Source organism: Bradyrhizobium sp. I71 (assembly GCF_022354745.1).
In the GTDB taxonomy this organism is placed as follows: Bacteria; Pseudomonadota; Alphaproteobacteria; order Rhizobiales; family Xanthobacteraceae; genus Bradyrhizobium; species Bradyrhizobium liaoningense.
The window spans coordinates 3,949,303-3,964,174 of record NZ_CP059398.1 but is presented as its reverse complement, the minus strand read 5'-3'; the positions used below and the strand labels follow the sequence as shown (position 1 = coordinate 3,964,174).

At 61.6% G+C, this 14,872-nt stretch carries 15 protein-coding genes; 8 read left to right on the top strand and 7 right to left on the bottom strand.

Annotated features, from left to right (window positions below; all coding sequences use genetic code 11):
* Positions 1 to 5 precede the first annotated feature (5 nt).
* Complete coding sequence (locus tag FJV43_RS19305; RefSeq protein ID WP_239619975.1) at positions 6 to 1,130, bottom strand: glycosyltransferase family 4 protein; 1,125 nt, start codon at positions 1,128 to 1,130, stop codon at positions 6 to 8.
* A gap of 567 nt (positions 1,131 to 1,697) precedes the next feature.
* Here FJV43_RS19305 and FJV43_RS19300 point away from each other — a divergent pair.
* The 3 genes from FJV43_RS19300 (at position 1,698) to FJV43_RS19290 (ending at position 2,983) form a co-directional block, all read left to right on the top strand.
* The gene (locus tag FJV43_RS19300) at positions 1,698 to 2,153 is read left to right on the top strand and encodes an Hsp20 family protein (protein WP_239619973.1); all 456 of its coding nucleotides are present in this window, start codon (positions 1,698 to 1,700) and stop codon (positions 2,151 to 2,153) included.
* An 80-nt stretch (positions 2,154 to 2,233) separates the two neighbouring features.
* Complete coding sequence (locus FJV43_RS19295) at positions 2,234 to 2,731, top strand: Hsp20/alpha crystallin family protein (RefSeq protein ID WP_239629505.1); 498 nt, start codon at positions 2,234 to 2,236, stop codon at positions 2,729 to 2,731.
* Positions 2,732 to 2,800: 69 nt separating this feature from the next.
* Complete coding sequence (locus FJV43_RS19290; protein WP_239629503.1) at positions 2,801 to 2,983, top strand: hypothetical protein; 183 nt, start codon at positions 2,801 to 2,803, stop codon at positions 2,981 to 2,983.
* 26 nt (positions 2,984 to 3,009) lie between these two features.
* Here FJV43_RS19290 and FJV43_RS19285 read toward each other — a convergent pair whose 3' ends face one another.
* Complete coding sequence (locus FJV43_RS19285; RefSeq protein WP_239619971.1) at positions 3,010 to 4,698, bottom strand: ATP-binding protein; 1,689 nt, start codon at positions 4,696 to 4,698, stop codon at positions 3,010 to 3,012.
* The gene (locus FJV43_RS19280) at positions 4,685 to 6,199 is read right to left on the bottom strand and encodes an ATPase domain-containing protein (protein WP_239619970.1); all 1,515 of its coding nucleotides are present in this window, start codon (positions 6,197 to 6,199) and stop codon (positions 4,685 to 4,687) included. Before FJV43_RS19280 ends, FJV43_RS19285 begins: the two co-directional genes overlap by 14 nt.
* Positions 6,200 to 6,475: 276 nt before the next feature.
* Here FJV43_RS19280 and FJV43_RS19275 point away from each other — a divergent pair, with 276 nt between their 5' ends.
* A complete protein-coding gene (locus FJV43_RS19275) occupies positions 6,476 to 7,120 on the top strand; it encodes a MarC family protein (RefSeq protein WP_239619969.1) in 645 nt (214 codons plus the stop codon).
* Positions 7,121 to 7,380: 260 nt separating this feature from the next.
* Here FJV43_RS19275 and FJV43_RS19270 read toward each other — a convergent pair whose 3' ends face one another.
* Positions 7,381 to 7,563: a hypothetical protein gene (locus FJV43_RS19270; RefSeq protein WP_239619967.1), complete on the bottom strand. Its 183-nt coding sequence runs from the start codon at positions 7,561 to 7,563 to the stop codon at positions 7,381 to 7,383.
* 291 nt (positions 7,564 to 7,854) lie between these two features.
* Here FJV43_RS19270 and greA point away from each other — a divergent pair, with 291 nt between their 5' ends.
* The 4 genes from greA (at position 7,855) to FJV43_RS19250 (ending at position 11,966) form a co-directional block, all read left to right on the top strand.
* A complete protein-coding gene (greA, locus tag FJV43_RS19265) occupies positions 7,855 to 8,334 on the top strand; it encodes a transcription elongation factor GreA (RefSeq protein ID WP_239619966.1) in 480 nt (159 codons plus the stop codon).
* Between the two features lie 533 nt (positions 8,335 to 8,867).
* Positions 8,868 to 10,034 (top strand): NEW3 domain-containing protein, encoded by a 1,167-nt coding sequence (locus tag FJV43_RS19260; RefSeq protein ID WP_239619964.1) that lies wholly within the window; start codon positions 8,868 to 8,870, stop codon positions 10,032 to 10,034.
* Complete coding sequence (locus FJV43_RS19255) at positions 10,031 to 11,014, top strand: ABC transporter ATP-binding protein (protein WP_239619963.1); 984 nt, start codon at positions 10,031 to 10,033, stop codon at positions 11,012 to 11,014. Before FJV43_RS19260 ends, FJV43_RS19255 begins: the two co-directional genes overlap by 4 nt.
* Positions 11,004 to 11,966 carry an ABC transporter permease gene (locus FJV43_RS19250; protein ID WP_239619961.1) on the top strand — a complete coding sequence of 321 codons (963 nt, stop codon included), beginning with the start codon at positions 11,004 to 11,006 and terminating at the stop codon, positions 11,964 to 11,966. The genes FJV43_RS19255 and FJV43_RS19250 overlap by 11 nt, the downstream gene beginning before the upstream one ends.
* 387 nt (positions 11,967 to 12,353) lie before the next feature.
* Here FJV43_RS19250 and FJV43_RS19245 read toward each other — a convergent pair whose 3' ends face one another.
* The 3 genes from FJV43_RS19245 to FJV43_RS19235 form a co-directional block, all read right to left on the bottom strand.
* Positions 12,354 to 13,448 carry a trypsin-like peptidase domain-containing protein gene (locus tag FJV43_RS19245; RefSeq protein WP_239629502.1) on the bottom strand — a complete coding sequence of 365 codons (1,095 nt, stop codon included), beginning with the start codon at positions 13,446 to 13,448 and terminating at the stop codon, positions 12,354 to 12,356.
* A 133-nt stretch (positions 13,449 to 13,581) separates the two neighbouring features.
* Positions 13,582 to 13,917, bottom strand: coding sequence for a hypothetical protein (locus FJV43_RS19240; protein WP_239619959.1), 336 nt, complete (start codon positions 13,915 to 13,917; stop codon positions 13,582 to 13,584).
* A gap of 175 nt (positions 13,918 to 14,092) precedes the next feature.
* Positions 14,093 to 14,551 (bottom strand): Hsp20 family protein, encoded by a 459-nt coding sequence (locus FJV43_RS19235; protein ID WP_239619958.1) that lies wholly within the window; start codon positions 14,549 to 14,551, stop codon positions 14,093 to 14,095.
* Positions 14,552 to 14,872: the final 321 nt, after the last annotated feature.

Below are 14,872 nucleotides of genomic sequence, written 5' to 3'. Positions count from 1 at the left end.
CCTCCTCAATTGGCTTCATTTTGAACCCCAGTTTCCGCCTGAGCCTGCAATCTTGCGATCGGACGCGCCGCGAAGCTCGGCAGGTGACGCTCGGATGCAGCCCGTTTTCGCAGCAGTCTCTGGTAAAGTTTGACGTATTCGGCAGCCATACGGGTGGCGGAGAAGCGCTCCTCGAAACGGGCGCGAATGGCCATTCGATCCAGCGCCAGAAGAGAGGGCATGGCTTGCACGGCCTCGTCGACGCTTTCGACGATGCGCCCGGTGATCCCGTCCTCAACGATCTCGGCGACCGATCCTCCGCGGAACGCCAGGACCGGCGTGCCGCATGCCATGGCCTCGATCATGACGAGGCCGAAGGGCTCCGGCCAATCGATCGGAAACAGCAGTGCTGCCGCGTTGCCCAGAAATTTGGTCTTTTCGCTCTCGTTGATCTCACCGATGAATTCCACCCCCGGACCGTCGAGCAGCGGCGCAATGGTGTCACGGAAGTAGGCTTCGTCGGCATTGTCGACCTTCGCGGCAATCTTCAACGGCAGTCCCGCTGCTCGCGCAATTTCGATCGCGCGGTCCGGCCGCTTCTCTGCGGAAATTCGTCCGAGAAAGGCGAGATAGCCGCCAGCCGGTTGGAAAGTCGGCTTATGCAGATCGAGCGGCAGCCCGTGGTAGACGGTTGCAACGAAATTGGCCCGCGGCAGCGGCGCGCGTTGAGCGTTGGAGATCGAGACCAACGGCATCTCGGGGAAATGGGCGTAGAACGGCATGTGGTCGGGCAAATCCTGCCGCCCGTGGAGGGTCGTTACGGTCCGTCGGGCCTGCGTCCGGAACAGTGGAAAGTGCAGATAGTCGACGTGGAAGTGGAGCACGTCGAACTCCTCAGCGCGCTCCCGGACCTTGTCCAGCAGCAGCATTTGGTGCGGAATCGAATTTCTGACATCCGGATCGAGCCGGAGGGCCTGGGTCGTGCAGGGGACGAGTTCGGCCGATGTGATGGAGTCCCCGCTCGCAAACAGAGTGACCTTGTGCCCTTGCCTGACCAACTCCTCCGTCAGGTAGTGCACGACCCGCTCAGTCCCGCCATAAAGCCGGGGCGGTACGCTCTCGAACAGCGGCGCAATCTGCGCGATCTTCATTCGGTCCTCCGTGCGTCCAGTCGGGTATATTTTTCAAGCGTGAGATCCGGCCGGCTTTGCCAAATGGCCACGCCGGCGCGCGGCAGCGCCTTGGACCTCGGAAGGAGCTGGTCGTTCCGCGGTCGCTCGCGCGGAGCGGCGGGCTGGTCGCGCTCGCCAAGCAATTGACCGATCGGGAGAGCCGATGTTGACACCGAGCGCGGCAAAGCACGGCGGATCACTCGCTGGAAAGGATTCCAAGAGCGCGGTTTCGATCACATCGTCTAGGACTGCTGCCATGGTCACTCTCTTCGGCCAAGTGCGATGGAGGGGCCGGCCGAGGCTCAGCAGGATGATAGGAAAGTATCCTTTGTCTCAGACGGACCCGCCAAAAAACATGGGTGCGGCATCGCAGTTTTCGCAAGATGCCGGCAGGACTTGAAATGATGGGGCTCCCTTCTAACTTGATGGGTGAAAGCGCGAGCCATCGCGCGGCACCACCGGGCGCCTGAGACAGGGCCCGGTCAGCGGGCGCCAGGCAGGTGTCCGAAGCGCCCAGAACCATGTTGCTCAATGGAGGATATGGCTATGACCACGCTTGATCTTGCTCCCCTGTGGCGATCGACCGTCGGCTTCGATCGTCTGTTCGACCTTCTCGATGACTCCGGCGGATGGACCGGTGGGGACAACTATCCCCCCTACGACATCGAACGTGTCGGCGAGGACCACTATCAAATCTCCCTGGCGCTTGCGGGCTTCACACCCGATGAGGTCTCCATCACGGCCGAGCAGAACATGCTGACCGTTGAGGGTCGCAAGGCCGAGAAGGGCGCCCACCAGTATCTCTATCAAGGCATCTCTTCACGCCCGTTCCGGCGGATGTTCAATCTGGCCGAGTACGTGCAAGTGAAGGGCGCCTCGTTCGAGAACGGCATGCTCAAGATCGATCTGGTGCGGGAGGTTCCGGAAGCCATGAAACCCCGCCAGATTGCGATCAGCACAGGTGGCGACCACCAGCAAATTGAGAACAAGCAAGCGGCCTAACACACCGCCTGCCCGTAATTGGCGCTCGCGGCGTGGCCCGCCGCGCCGCGGGCGCTTGGAACAGAGAAAGGAGAAACCCTATGGCTATCACTGATCTAATCCCTTGGGGCCGTGGTCGTGATCTGACCACCCGCCGCTCCGAAAACTACAATCCGGTTCTCACCCTGCACCGGGAGATGAACCGGCTATTCGATGATGTCTTCCGCGGCTTCGATGTCGCGCCGTTTGGCGGCAGCTTCTTCGAGCAGTCGATGAATTGGCCGAGCATCGAGGTCAATGAGAGCGACAAGGACGTCAAGGTCACGGCAGAATTGCCGGGTCTCGAGGAGAAAGACGTCCAGGTCGAACTCGCTAATGGCGTCCTCTCGATCAAGGGAGAGAAGAAGACCGAAACGGAAGACAAGGATCGCAAGTTCAGCGAGCGCTACTATGGCCGGTTTGAACGGCGTATCCCGGTCGACGACGTGGATCAGGACAAGATCTCTGCCGCGTTCAAGAACGGGGTGCTGACGGTCACCATGCCAAAGCTGCCGCAGGCCGAATCGAAGGTGAAGCGCATTGCGATCAACTCGAAATAAGTGCAGTTCGACGGGAGCGGGTCTCCGCTCCCGTCGAACACCAATTCGTTGTGCGGGAATGTGCTCGACATGAAATCCAGTTTTGCAGGCGCGGCGGATATTGTTGCACACGCCGAGACGGCGGCGCAGCACATCAAGGAGCTGAAGACGGCTTGCGCGAACGGCGACAAGCGCGCGGTCGGTCGATCGCTGCGGCAAGCGATTAGCGAGCTTCAGCTGGCGCGCGCGATGTTGCGGACCGGTCTCGATTAAATGCGCGCGTCGACGGCATCTTCCAGTCAGGCGGGATAATGGTTGACTTTCGAGCGGAGCGTCGCTTCAAGCTTGATGGAGAGATCCCGAGAGGAAAACGGCTTGCTGAGCAGTGTGCCGCCATCGAGGCGCTTGCTGGTTTCCTCGATCAGATCCGGATAGCCGCTGCAATACACGACAGGTAAGCCGGGCTTCCGCCGTTGAAGCTCGCGCCCGACGTCCAGTCCCGAGAGGCCGGGCATGGCGAGATCGACGATGGCCAGATCGATCGGCTGATCGGACATGGCGGTCAGCGCCATATCCAGAGTGTCCGCCGCGATCGCCTGATATCCGAGATCGTCGAGCATGCTCCGTGTCGTCTCCAGCACGCTGGCATCGTCGTCCACGACAAGGATGTGCTCCCTTGCTCCCGCGCCCGGGGTATCCGGTTGGCGATCGTCGCTTCCGACGACAGCCTCGGTCGATTTCGGCAAGAGGATTCGCACCACCGTTCCACGACCAACCTCGCTTTCGATTTTGGCGGTCCCGCCGGACTGGCGGGCAAACCCGTAGACCTGCGACAATCCAAGTCCCGTTCCCTTGCCGGGCTCCTTGGTGGTGAAGAATGGATCGAAAGCTCGGGCCAGAACATCCGGAGGCATTCCGGTGCCAGTATCTTTCACAGCGATGCAGACATATTCACCTGCCTTGAGGTCTGTCCGCAGATCTTCCGGGACACCATGGAGAATGCTTGTTTCGATGGTAAGAAGGCCACCCTGCGGCATCGCGTCTCGCGCATTGATCGCAAGATTGAGCAACATCAGCTCCAGTTGAGTCGAATCGACCAGTGCAGGCCAAAGATCTTTTTGTGTGACAACGTCGACCCGTATGGAGGCTCCAAGGGTTCTGGATAGCATCTCCGCAACTGTGCCCACGAGTTCATTGACATCGACCGGTTCCGGCGTGAGATGCTGCTTGCGGGAGAATGCCAAAAGCTGTCCCACGAGCTTGGCTCCGCGCTGCGCCCCGTGCATCGCGTTGCGAACATATCGCTGGATGCGCTCGTCCTCCACTCGCCGGGCGATCAGCTCGAGATTGCCAATGATCGCCATCAGAAGATTGTTGAAATCGTGAGCGATGCCGCCGGTGAGTTGACCGATGGCCTCCATCTTCTGGGCTTGACGCAGTGCGACTTCAGTGCGCTCGCGCTCCACGATTTCGTCTCTCAGTCGCTTGTTCGCTTCCAGGAGTTGCTGGGTCCGCTCCTCCACGCGGCGCTCCAGGGTGTCGGCCAGCTGCTTCAACTGCAGCAGATAATGCTCGGCCTGTCGCTGCCGCCGGCGGCTGCGTATCGCCGCCAGCACCGCGCTCTTGAGGGAGGTCGCCGCCAGCGGCCGCTCGAGCACCGTCACGTGGCCAAGCAGCTCGATCAGTTTGGTGAGAGCCGCGCCGTTTTGGCCCGTCCTCAGTGTCAGCAATACGAAGGGAAAGTCCGACCATGGCGGCTGATTGGCGATCCAATGAGCCAATGTGCCACGATGCTCGTGAACCAGCGCTTCCTCGGCAATGACCGCCGCGGCGGCATCATTCAGGTTGGCCACCAACTCCGAAAGGCTCGATTGCTGCAGCGCGTGGATGCCAACGTCACGCAGCGCAGAGCAGACCACGCCGGCATCACGACCGAACGGCGCCAATACGAGCACCGGCCCGTCCGGGCTTGGCTCACGATTCTCCATTGCTCCTCGTCGTAAGCAGCGCGCCGTGCTGGCCCGTATAGACGGGAGAACCCGACAGGACGCCTTGGAACTCGGCCAGAGGCGGTCCGACGCGGATGCCGCGATTGTCGAGCCGGTACTCACGGATTTCGTCTTCGTGGCGCCCGGTGCGCTTCTTCAGAACCGAAATGGCGCGGCGGATCCTTCCGGCGGCCTCGAAGAAGCGCAACAGCAGAACCGTGTCGCTCAGATAAGTGAGATCGACGCTGGATTGCATTGAGCCGACAAGTCCGTGCTGCGCTAGGGTCAAGATCGTCACGACGCTGCGGTGATTGAGATAGGTCAGCATTTCGTGCATCAACAGCAACATGAACTGCTCGGCGGGCATTGCATTCTGGTAGCCGCTCAAGCTGTCGAGGACCACGACCCGCACATTGTCGGTTTCGACGCGCCGGCGCACCATTCCAGTGAGCTCACCTGGAGAAAGCTCCGCGGGGTCGACCTGTTCGAGCAGGAGCTGTCCTGATGCGATCGGATGCTCCAGATGCCAGCCCATGCCGGCTGCACGCTTCATCAGGATCGCCTTGGTCTCGTCGAAGGTCACGAAGAGGGCGCGCTCACCCTGGCCAAGCGCCGCGGTGACGACCTGCATGGCGATGGATGATTTGCCGGAGCCGGACGGCCCGATGAGCAGAGTGCTGGTGCCGCGGTCGAGGCCGCTCCCCAGCAACTGGTCCAGCTCACCGATGCCGCTCAGGAGCGGCTCCGCTGCAGGTGCGTTGTCGACGTGCTCGGACGCGATCAGGCGCGGAAACAAGACGATCCCGCCCTTGCGGATGACAAAATCATGAAAGCCTCCGCGGAAGCTGCGGCCACGCATCTTGAAAATGCGCAGCCTGCGGCGTTCGGCGCCGTATTGCAGCGCATTGTGTTCGAGCCGGATGACGCCATGGGCGAGGCTATGCAGATTGAGGTCGTCGGCCTCGTCGGTCAAGTCGTCCAGCAACAACGCGGTGCATCCCTCCTGGGCAAAGAAATGCTTCAGGGCGATGACCTGCCGGCGGTAGCGCAGCGGGTTCTGCGCCAGGAGCCGGATTTCGGAGAGGCTGTCAAAAACCACCCGCGCCGGCGCAACCCGCTTGACCTCGTCGAACGTCATTTTGGTCGTTTCGCCGAGCTCAAGGTCGGAGGCATAGACCACCGTCTGTTGCTGCTTGGGGTCAAGACTGAGTTCCGCCGGGATAAGCTCAAAGATCTCGATCCCCTCGAGATTCCAGCCGTGCGTCTCAGCCACCTGCCGCAGCTCGTCCTTGCTCTCGGACAGGGTGATGTAAAGGCAGCGCTCTCCCTTCGACGCACCGTCCAAAAGAAACTGCAGGGCGAGCGTGGTCTTACCGGTTCCCGGCTGACCCTCGATCAGGTGCACACGGTGCGACGCGTATCCGCCATCTAAGATGCCGTCAAAGCCGGCGATTCCCGTGGAGATGGCATGCGTTTTGGTGCTCGTTTCAGGGATGTTCATTTGTCTTCCGATCGTCCCAAGCGCGCGCCGACGAGCAGGCTTCGTTCGCCCGGCCGGCATGGCTGGATGTGATTGTCGTGATCTTCGCGAAGACAAGGCCCAGGCCCTTGAGCAGGCACCTTGGCGCGGACATCTCCCGGAAAGTCCATTTTCGTACGAATTTCTGCTGTTGTGTCAAGCTGCCGGAACCAGTCCTGGCCGGGAACCGCGACAACTGAGCTGAGTTACCCGGCTCCGGCGGCAAGATCTCGATCGATGCGGAGGAATCCAACGACCGTGGCGTGGAATCAGTTTGTCGGCACCACCATGCTCCTCTACGCACTGACGAACCCGGTCGGAGCCATCCCCGTGTTCTTAGCAATGACTGGGCGCACTGGCGCAGCGATGACCCACCGGATTATTGTCTTGGCCTGCACGGCGGTCGCTATCTTCTTCGTCGGATCCGCGATGTTCGGGAAGGAGATACTGGCCTTCTTCAATGTGGGGCTCAATGACTTCCGGATCGCGGGCGGGCTGCTCGTGCTGGTGATCGCATTTGAGATGTTCCAGGCGCAATATGGAAAGTTCATTCCTCGTGCTGACGAAGGGAACTACGAGGAAAGCGACGTGCATGGCCTTGCCATTACACCGTTTGCTTTCCCGCTGCTCGTGGGACCGGCGGAATTGAGCATCATGATAACTCTTTCGAATGACAATCCGGGATGGCTCGGAAAGGCATTCTTGGCGTCGGCAGCGATCCTCGCAACTCTATTGATCGGCCTAACCTTGTGGATGGCTGCTGCGATTGAGCGGCTCCTGGGGCGAACCGGCATCAACGTCATGACACGCGTGATGGCGCTCATCATTGCGGCGATCGCAGTGAATTTCATCATGACCGGGGTCAAGAGCGAGCTGCCCGGCCTGGTAAACCGAGCCAGCTAAGCTCGCAAGCTAGGCCGTCGAGTTGGGAGTTCTCCTGGACCGCTCATCCGCTGCGCGCCTTGCCGCGATCGCCATCCAGTCTCGCAGCAATCCTCTGTCCTCTCTTGAAAAGACTGCCCGGCGTTTGAGATCGTCAAGAGTGTCTCCGGGATGGCATCGCTCGAAATCCTGGCGGATCAACGATTCAAGATATTCGGCGTCCTCCTGATCGGCACCGCCAAGGTCGCAATAGGAACGCGTCGACATAGATGCCGCAGTGTTCAGAGCCGATCTGGGCTATCAACTGCGTCCAGTTCGGCATCTATCCTTTCGAGAAGATGCTCGATCTCCTCACGCTCCCTTGGCCCGGGATCTTCTTCTAGGCGGCTGATCAGGTGCTGCTTGCGCGTGAGGAGCATTGCTATGCTCGTCATCGCAGGCGTGAGTTCGGCATGCTGGTACATTGGTCTGAACCCGATGTTGCTCTGTCGCGGCAACAAGGAGGCGATCGTGGGACGCTTGGTGTGCGTCGCGCCGAAGTAGGCTCTCGATACGCGCTAAACTCTCGACTGCACCGGCAGTTCCTGGGGCTGCAGTCTCTACGTGGACACGGGGCCCGGTGCGGCCTCGGTCAATCGGTTCCCCTAGTCGGGCGGGTGCTCTGAAACAACGATGGTTCAGGGCAGTTTCCAGCCGATGACCCCAAGCTGGGGCTTGCCCTCGGCTAAAGCGCATCCGAAAAGTCAGCTATTTCCATGCCGAGCCTTCCCATGACTGCGGCGGGCTACGCCGCCCTTCAGGCCGAACTAAACGACCGCATCAGGATCAAGCGGAGGCAGATTGCCGAGCGCATCCAGCAGGCGATCGGCGACGATCCCAATCTCGTCGAGAACTCGGAGTATCAAGCTGCGCTGACTGAGCAAGGTCTCAACGAAGCTCGCATAGCTGACTTGGAAGCCAAGCTTGCGCGCGCAGAAGTCATCGATGTGTCCAAGCTTTCCGGCGAAACTATCAAGTTCGGCGCGACGGTCACGCTCAGAGACGAGGATACGGGCGAGAAACGAACTTGCCAGATTGTCGGCGAGCCCGAAGCCGATCCTGCTCAAGGCAAGATTTCAGTGAGCTCACCGATCGCCCGGGCATTGATCGGCAAGTCGAAGGGCGCGGTCGTTGCTGTGGAGGCACCGGGAGGAGACAAGAACTACAGGATTGAGGAAGTCAGGTGGCTGCCATGAACACCAGGGGGCCCTCTCCCGCTCGGCCTGCGGCCCGGTGCGGCCTCGGCAAGGTGCTCAAGGACAGGGCTGCAGCCGGGTCTATACATCGGCGGCTTCAAGGACTGGGCGGGTTCCGGCGGGGCGGTGGAGAAGCCGATCTAGCCGGGAATGTAGGGCAGGAAGCCGGGCGGCAAAGGCTCCGCCGGAGCTCGAAGAGCGAAGGCGGATGCGTGCCACTTCTCTCGCCAGCCGCTCTTCGAGACAAAAGTGGTGGGCACGTCGCTCGCGCTCCTTACCCACACTAGCGCTTACTGCGCTGCCGCGCCGGTTGCGCGTGTATGAATATCGCGTCACGATGCATTCAGAGGACGAGCACAATTCCTACCAAAGTCTGAGCCGAAAATGCCTGAAATCACAGACTTGTAACTGGCCGGCTCGTTTCCTTCCCCAACTTCGTCACGATTGCTTCCATCATCCGACACGCTGGCGCCCCGGTTTGGGCGGCGTGCGATAGCCATCCCGGGTTCATTCCCCTTGCAGGAGTGTCGTCCATGCGAGCGCTTGATGTTGCGCGTCTTGCATTTGCCCTCACACTGATTGGCCCCCTGGCCCATGCTGCCGAGCCGGCACGCGAGATCAAGGGCCTCTACCTCATGACCGATTATCCTTCCGTCACGGTGAGGCCGGGCACCACCTCCAACATTTCGCTGCGCCTGCAGAACTATGGTCTTGCGCCGGAGCCGTATCAGCTCTCGGTCGCCGGCGTGCCGGCCGGGTGGACCGCGGCGCTGCTCGGCGGCGGACAGCCGGTCGCTGCGGCCGAGCCGGCGCCTGACGCCAGCGTGTCGCTCCAGCTTCGGCTCGAGATCCCGAAGGGGGCCGATCTCAGCCAGCAGACAATCACCGTCAAGGCGCAAGGGCAGGGCGCCAGTGCGGACCTTCCGATCACGATAGCACTTGCCAAGGAGCTGCCGGCGAAGCTCACGGTGATTCCGACCCTGCCGTCATTGCGCGGCAGCCCGAAATCGAACTTCGATTATACGCTCGCGATCAAGAACGATTCCGGCCGCGACGTGGTCGCAAGCTTCGATGCGCAGGCGCCCAGCAATTTCGAGACCTCGTTCACCGAGGCCTACGGTACGCAGGAGCTGTCCTCGATCCCCATCAAGGCCGGCGAGTCCAAAGACGTCAAATTGAAGGTGCGGCCGCCGAGCACGGTCGATGCCGGGCACTTCCCGGTCAAGGTGACTGTGAAAGCCGAAGATGTCTCGGCCTCGACCGAGGTTGCCCTCGACGTGGTCGGCCAGCCGCAGCTCCAGGTGTCCGGCCGCGAAGGATTGCTCAGCGCGCGCGCGGTTGCCGGACAACAAAGCTCGATTCCCGTGGTTGTCACCAACTCGGGCACGGCGCCGGCGGAGAATATCACGCTTGCGGCCACCGCCCCGACGGGCTGGAAGGTCACCTTCGAGCCTAAGACCATCGAGCGTCTGGTGCCCGGCAAGGATGCCGAGGTGCAGGCTTTGGTGACCCCCAGCGAAAAGTCCCTCGCCGGCGACTATCAGGCCACGATCCGCGCGACCTCGAGGGGCGAGAGCGCCTCCAGCCAGTTCCGCATCACCGTCGGCACCTCGACGGTGTGGGGTATTGCGGGAGCCGGGGTCATCGGCATGGCGCTGCTGCTGATGCTGGGTGCGGTTGTAAGGTTCGGACGGCGATGAGCGACAGCCAGACACAGGCCGTCGGCGGCCCGCGCGACATTGTCATCAGCGCGCGCGGCCTGACCCGACGCTACGGCAACACCGCCGTCGTCGACGCCATCGATCTCGACATCGCGCGGGGTGAGGTGTTCGGTCTGCTCGGGCCCAACGGCGCCGGCAAAACCACGACCATTCTGATGATGCTCGGCCTGACCGAGATATCGGAGGGCACAGTGAGCGTGCTCGGATTCAATCCTGCCCGCGAGCCGCTGAAGGTGAAGAGCCACGTCGGCTATCTGCCCGATTCCGTCGGCTTCTACGATCAGCTCACCGCGGCGGAGAATCTCGCCTACACGGCCAAGCTGATGGGACTGACACGGGCCGAGCGCACGAAGCGGATCGAAGGGGCGCTGGCACGCGTGCGGCTCAGTGACGTCGCCAACAAGCGCGTCGCCACCTTCTCGCGCGGCATGCGGCAGCGGCTTGGCCTCGCCGAGATCATCATCAAGCGCGCCGAGATCGCCATCCTCGACGAGCCGACCTCCGGGCTCGATCCGCAGGCGACCCTGGAGTTCCTCGCGTTGATCGATGAGCTCCGGGGCGAGGGCATCACGGTGCTGCTGTCCTCGCACCTGCTCGACCAGGTGCAGCGCATCTGCAACCGCGTCGCGCTGTTCCAGGCCGGCCGCATCGTGTTGATGGGATCGGTCCCGGAGCTGTCGGTCAAGGTGCTCGGCGCGGGCTTTGTGGTCGAGGTCGAGGCCGAAGGCGCGGGCATCGCCCAGCGCCTGTCGATGATTCCCGGCGTGACGCAGGTCGAGACGCTGGCGCCCGATCGCTTCCGCATGACCGCCGAGCGCGATGTGCGGCCGGATGCGGCGCGTGCCGTGGTCTCGGTCGATGGCGCGCTCAAGCGGCTTTCGGTCGACGAACCCAGTCTGGAGGCGATCTATGCCCGCTACTTCCAGGCCGCGGGAGGAGGCGTCCGTCATGCGGCGTGAAGGTTCACCGTTCCAGGGCCTCGGCACGGTCTTCGTCAAGGAGCTTGCCGATCACATCTCCAGCGTCCGCATGCTGATACTGGAGCTTCTGATCCTGTTCACGGCGCTCGCCGCGCTCTATGAGGCGATCACGAGCCTGCGGCAGAACACGGCCGAAGACCCGTTCCTGCTGCTGCGCCTCTTCACCATCGACCAGGCGCCGCTGCCGTCCTTCGTGGCGATCCTCGGCTTCCTCATCCCGCTGATGGCGATCGGGCTCGGCTTCGACGCTGTCAACAGCGAGTATAACCGGCGGACGTTGTCGCGCATCCTGGCCCAGCCGATCTACCGCGACGCGCTCCTGATGGGAAAATATCTTGCGGCGCTCGCCACCATCGGCATCAGCCTCGCCGCGCTGTGGCTGCTGGTGATCGGGCTCGGTTTGATCTTCCTCGGCGTGCCGCCCGGCGGCGAAGAGATCGCGCGATCGCTGGTGTTCCTAGTCGTGGCGATCTTCTATGCTGGGGTCTGGCTGTCGCTCGCGATGCTGCTGTCCATCGTGTTCCGCTCGCCGGCCACCGCAGCCCTCGTCGCGCTCGGCATCTGGCTATTCCTGACCGTGCTCTATACGATGCTGGCGCCGGCGATCGCGCAGGCGATCTCGCCGCCCGATCCGCGTTATGCGCTGCTCGGTCTCAACGATCCGCAGACCGCCATCTGGACCAACACGCTGCAGCGTGTGTCGCCCAACGACCTCTTTGGCGAAGCCATGATCGCCGTGCTCTCGCCGACCACGCGGACCTTGGGTCCGGTCTTCATCGATCAGCTGCGCGGCGCGGTGATGGGTTCGCCCCTGCCGTTCGGCGAGAGCGTCATGATTGCCTGGCCACAGACCGTCGGCCTCATCGCCGGCACCATCGTGCTGTTCGTCGTCGGCTACGTCCTGTTCCAACGGCAGGAGGTGCGGGCGTGAAGGACCGAGCAAGGTCTTAACGGGCCCGCATAGCCGACTTGGAAGCCAAGCTTGCGCGTGCAGAAATCGTCGATGTGTCTCCAAGCGCTCCGGTAAAACTATTAAATTCGGCGCAACAGTCACACAGACCGGGCGAAAGCGAACTTGTCAGTTTGTCGGCGAGCCCGAAGCCGAAATGGCGCGGTCGTGGCTGTAGAGGCACTGGGAGGCGATAAGACTTACAGCATTGAGCAGTCAGGTGGTTGCCCTGGAACAAAAAGCGTTCTTCTTCAGGCAAACGCCAATCATAAGTTCTCGCAGGGTTTGAGATAAAAGCGGGCCATTCTGCACTGAGCGCATAGCGACCTATTGTTCTGCTGTGGGGTGCCGAACCTTACGGTCTTGCATCTAACGCAACCGAGTGGATGGGCTACTCCCCACGGCCGGCGGGGCTACTCTGACGATCACCGAACTGGTGGCTTCGCCGCGCACCAGCGTAAGCTTCACGTCTTGGCCGACACGCGCGAGGCCGATCTTGTTACGAAGTTGCGAGGCCGTGCGGATCGGACGGTCGTCCGCCATAATGACGATATCACCCTTCCGCAAGCCGGCCTTCTCAGCGGGCGAATCCGGCGAGACCTCCGCGATGACCGCACCTTCATTGCGACCTTTATTGGTCGATGGTTGGAGGTCGCGCAGTGAGACTCCGATGCGGCCGCGCTCGACGCGTCCCTTGTCTACAATCTGGTCCATGACCAGCCGCGCCATGTTCGCGGGAATGGCGAAGCCAATCCCGACGTTGCCGCCGCCAGGTGAAATGATAGCCGAGTTGATGCCGACCAACTCGCCGCGAAGATTGACTAATGCGCCGCCGGAATTGCCCGGATTGATCGCAGCATCGGTCTGGATGAAGTCCTCGTAGCCTTCTTTACTCAAGCCTGTGCGACCCAGCGCACTCACGAGGCCGGACGTGACCGTCTGGCCGAGACCAAAGGGATTGCCAATGGCAAGCACGAAATCTCCCACTTCAAGCGCGTCGCTGTCGCCGAAGGGAAGCCCTTGAAGGCCGACAGGGTTCTGGATCTGCAGTACAGCGACATCGGTAGGAGGATCGCGTCCGACTACTTTCGCAGAAAGCTGGTGGCCGTCCTTGGTTGTAATCTGAACCAAAGACGCGCCCTCGACAACATGATTGTTGGTCAACACATAGCCACGGATCGCATCGACGATGACTCCCGAACCCGTCGAGTTGACCTCTTTCTCGACCTGCTTGGGAATGTCGAAAAATTCGCGGAAGAAAGGATCGCGATAAAGCGGATTGTCCTCGCGCACACGACCGTGCACGGAAATGTTGACCACGGCGGGCGTTACCTGCCGAACTACTGGAGCCAATGTTGGTACAGTACCGCCCGTCTTCAGGTCCGGCACCTGAGCTGAGGCTGGTGGAGACGCGAAGAACGCCGCAACTAGAACCCATGCCAATATTGCTCGCTGACCACACATGTCGGTCACCCTTGCATGCGTGTGGGGTCATCAAGCAGCGGCAGAAGCCCTCGTTGCCATGCTACAATCGGAACTGCCCAGGCCGCTGCGGCATGGCCAAGCAGAACGATGCCCAGAACGGCTTCCGTGACCATCACAACCACCTCCGGTGTGCGGCGGCGGCCCAAGGCCGCCGCAACCGCATGGGAACGCCGCCGCCACGGGGCGGATCGTCATCGTCACCACCATCGAGCTGACGCAACGCTGCAAGTATGTCGTTCAACCGTACCGAATGGCCGGTGCCAGGGATTTCCCGCAAATCGGGGCGGGATTCCACCGCGTACATGTCGGACGCCCATGAAGACAGGACGATTCGCTTCTCGGGGATCGAGAGCTCCTTGTCATTCAGGACTTCCGCCGGCGAACTGTAATGAGCGGCGGGGTGGAAGAATGGGTGCATGCCACCGCCATTAACGTTGACGTTGGTCATGGGTGCCTCCCTTATCACTCCTTTCTGAAGGGATGGTGGGTGCGTTATGAGCGGCGGCGCGAAGTGCGTCGCCACGCGGGGTTTCGTATTGGTGAGCAGCGATGCTCGCCGCGAGATCACTCGAGAGAGCGCGACCTGGCTGGAGGTCACAGCTCAGCATCCATGTCGGGCCATTCTACGCTGCCTTCTTCTGTTCAATTTGAGACGAAGAGGCCTCTCCGCTTCCGATCTGAATTCTGCGTAGTCTCATGGCTTCCGGAATCTCTCGAACGAGATCCACGATCAAGAGACCATTCTGGAAGGTCGCCTGCTTCACCTGAACGTAATCGGCGAGGCTGAAGACTCTTCGGAACGGTCGCGCCGGGATGCCCTGATACAGATACTCGCGCGCAGCGCCATCGGGTTTCCTGCCCTCGATCGTGAGAGCATTCTGCTCGGCCGTCACGGAGATATCGTTGGCACCAAAGCCCGCTACGGCCAGCGTGATTCGATACTGATCGTCACCGGACCGCTCGATGTTGTACGGAGGATAGTTGTCCTCGGTCGGCTGGCCCGACATGCCCTCGACAAGGTCAGCCAGATGATCGAAGCCGACGCTAGTGCGCCAAAGTGGCGTAAAATCAGGTGTCCTCATAGCCAAGTCCTCCAAAGAGCAATATGGATACGAAGCTAGGCAGGACGGGAGTCGGTGAGAGTCGAACCTCCAGTCCCGTACCTCGTGCCGAACCCGGCCCGGCGCTCGACACACCGCAGCCGCGGTCGAGAATCGAACTAGAAGCGACGCCCGTGAGTTCAAGAGGCCGTACGTACTTTTTCTGGCAGAAGCTGCTCAGCGGCTACGCGGCAAAGCGATCCGGGAGAGCGCCCTGGCGTAGATCCTCTATCACTCGCCGCTCTCGCTCAATTCGGGATTGATAAAGCTGGCGCTCTTCCTCACTCGTCGCGGTCGAAAGAA

Coding starts and splice junctions, on each gene's coding strand:
- FJV43_RS19260 (WP_239619964.1), top strand. CDS start 8,868: ATGCGAGCGCTTGATGTTGCGCGTCTTGCATTTGCCCTCACACTGATT.
- FJV43_RS19245 (WP_239629502.1), bottom strand. CDS start 13,448: ATGTGTGGTCAGCGAGCAATATTGGCATGGGTTCTAGTTGCGGCGTTC.
- FJV43_RS19270 (WP_239619967.1), bottom strand. CDS start 7,563: ATGTACCAGCATGCCGAACTCACGCCTGCGATGACGAGCATAGCAATG.
- FJV43_RS19300 (WP_239619973.1), top strand. CDS start 1,698: ATGACCACGCTTGATCTTGCTCCCCTGTGGCGATCGACCGTCGGCTTC.
- FJV43_RS19240 (WP_239619959.1), bottom strand. CDS start 13,917: ATGACCAACGTCAACGTTAATGGCGGTGGCATGCACCCATTCTTCCAC.
- FJV43_RS19235 (WP_239619958.1), bottom strand. CDS start 14,551: ATGAGGACACCTGATTTTACGCCACTTTGGCGCACTAGCGTCGGCTTC.
- FJV43_RS19255 (WP_239619963.1), top strand. CDS start 10,031: ATGAGCGACAGCCAGACACAGGCCGTCGGCGGCCCGCGCGACATTGTC.
- greA (WP_239619966.1), top strand. CDS start 7,855: ATGCCGAGCCTTCCCATGACTGCGGCGGGCTACGCCGCCCTTCAGGCC.
- FJV43_RS19250 (WP_239619961.1), top strand. CDS start 11,004: ATGCGGCGTGAAGGTTCACCGTTCCAGGGCCTCGGCACGGTCTTCGTC.
- FJV43_RS19285 (WP_239619971.1), bottom strand. CDS start 4,698: ATGGAGAATCGTGAGCCAAGCCCGGACGGGCCGGTGCTCGTATTGGCG.
- FJV43_RS19280 (WP_239619970.1), bottom strand. CDS start 6,199: ATGAACATCCCTGAAACGAGCACCAAAACGCATGCCATCTCCACGGGA.
- FJV43_RS19295 (WP_239629505.1), top strand. CDS start 2,234: ATGGCTATCACTGATCTAATCCCTTGGGGCCGTGGTCGTGATCTGACC.
- FJV43_RS19305 (WP_239619975.1), bottom strand. CDS start 1,130: ATGAAGATCGCGCAGATTGCGCCGCTGTTCGAGAGCGTACCGCCCCGG.
- FJV43_RS19290 (WP_239629503.1), top strand. CDS start 2,801: ATGAAATCCAGTTTTGCAGGCGCGGCGGATATTGTTGCACACGCCGAG.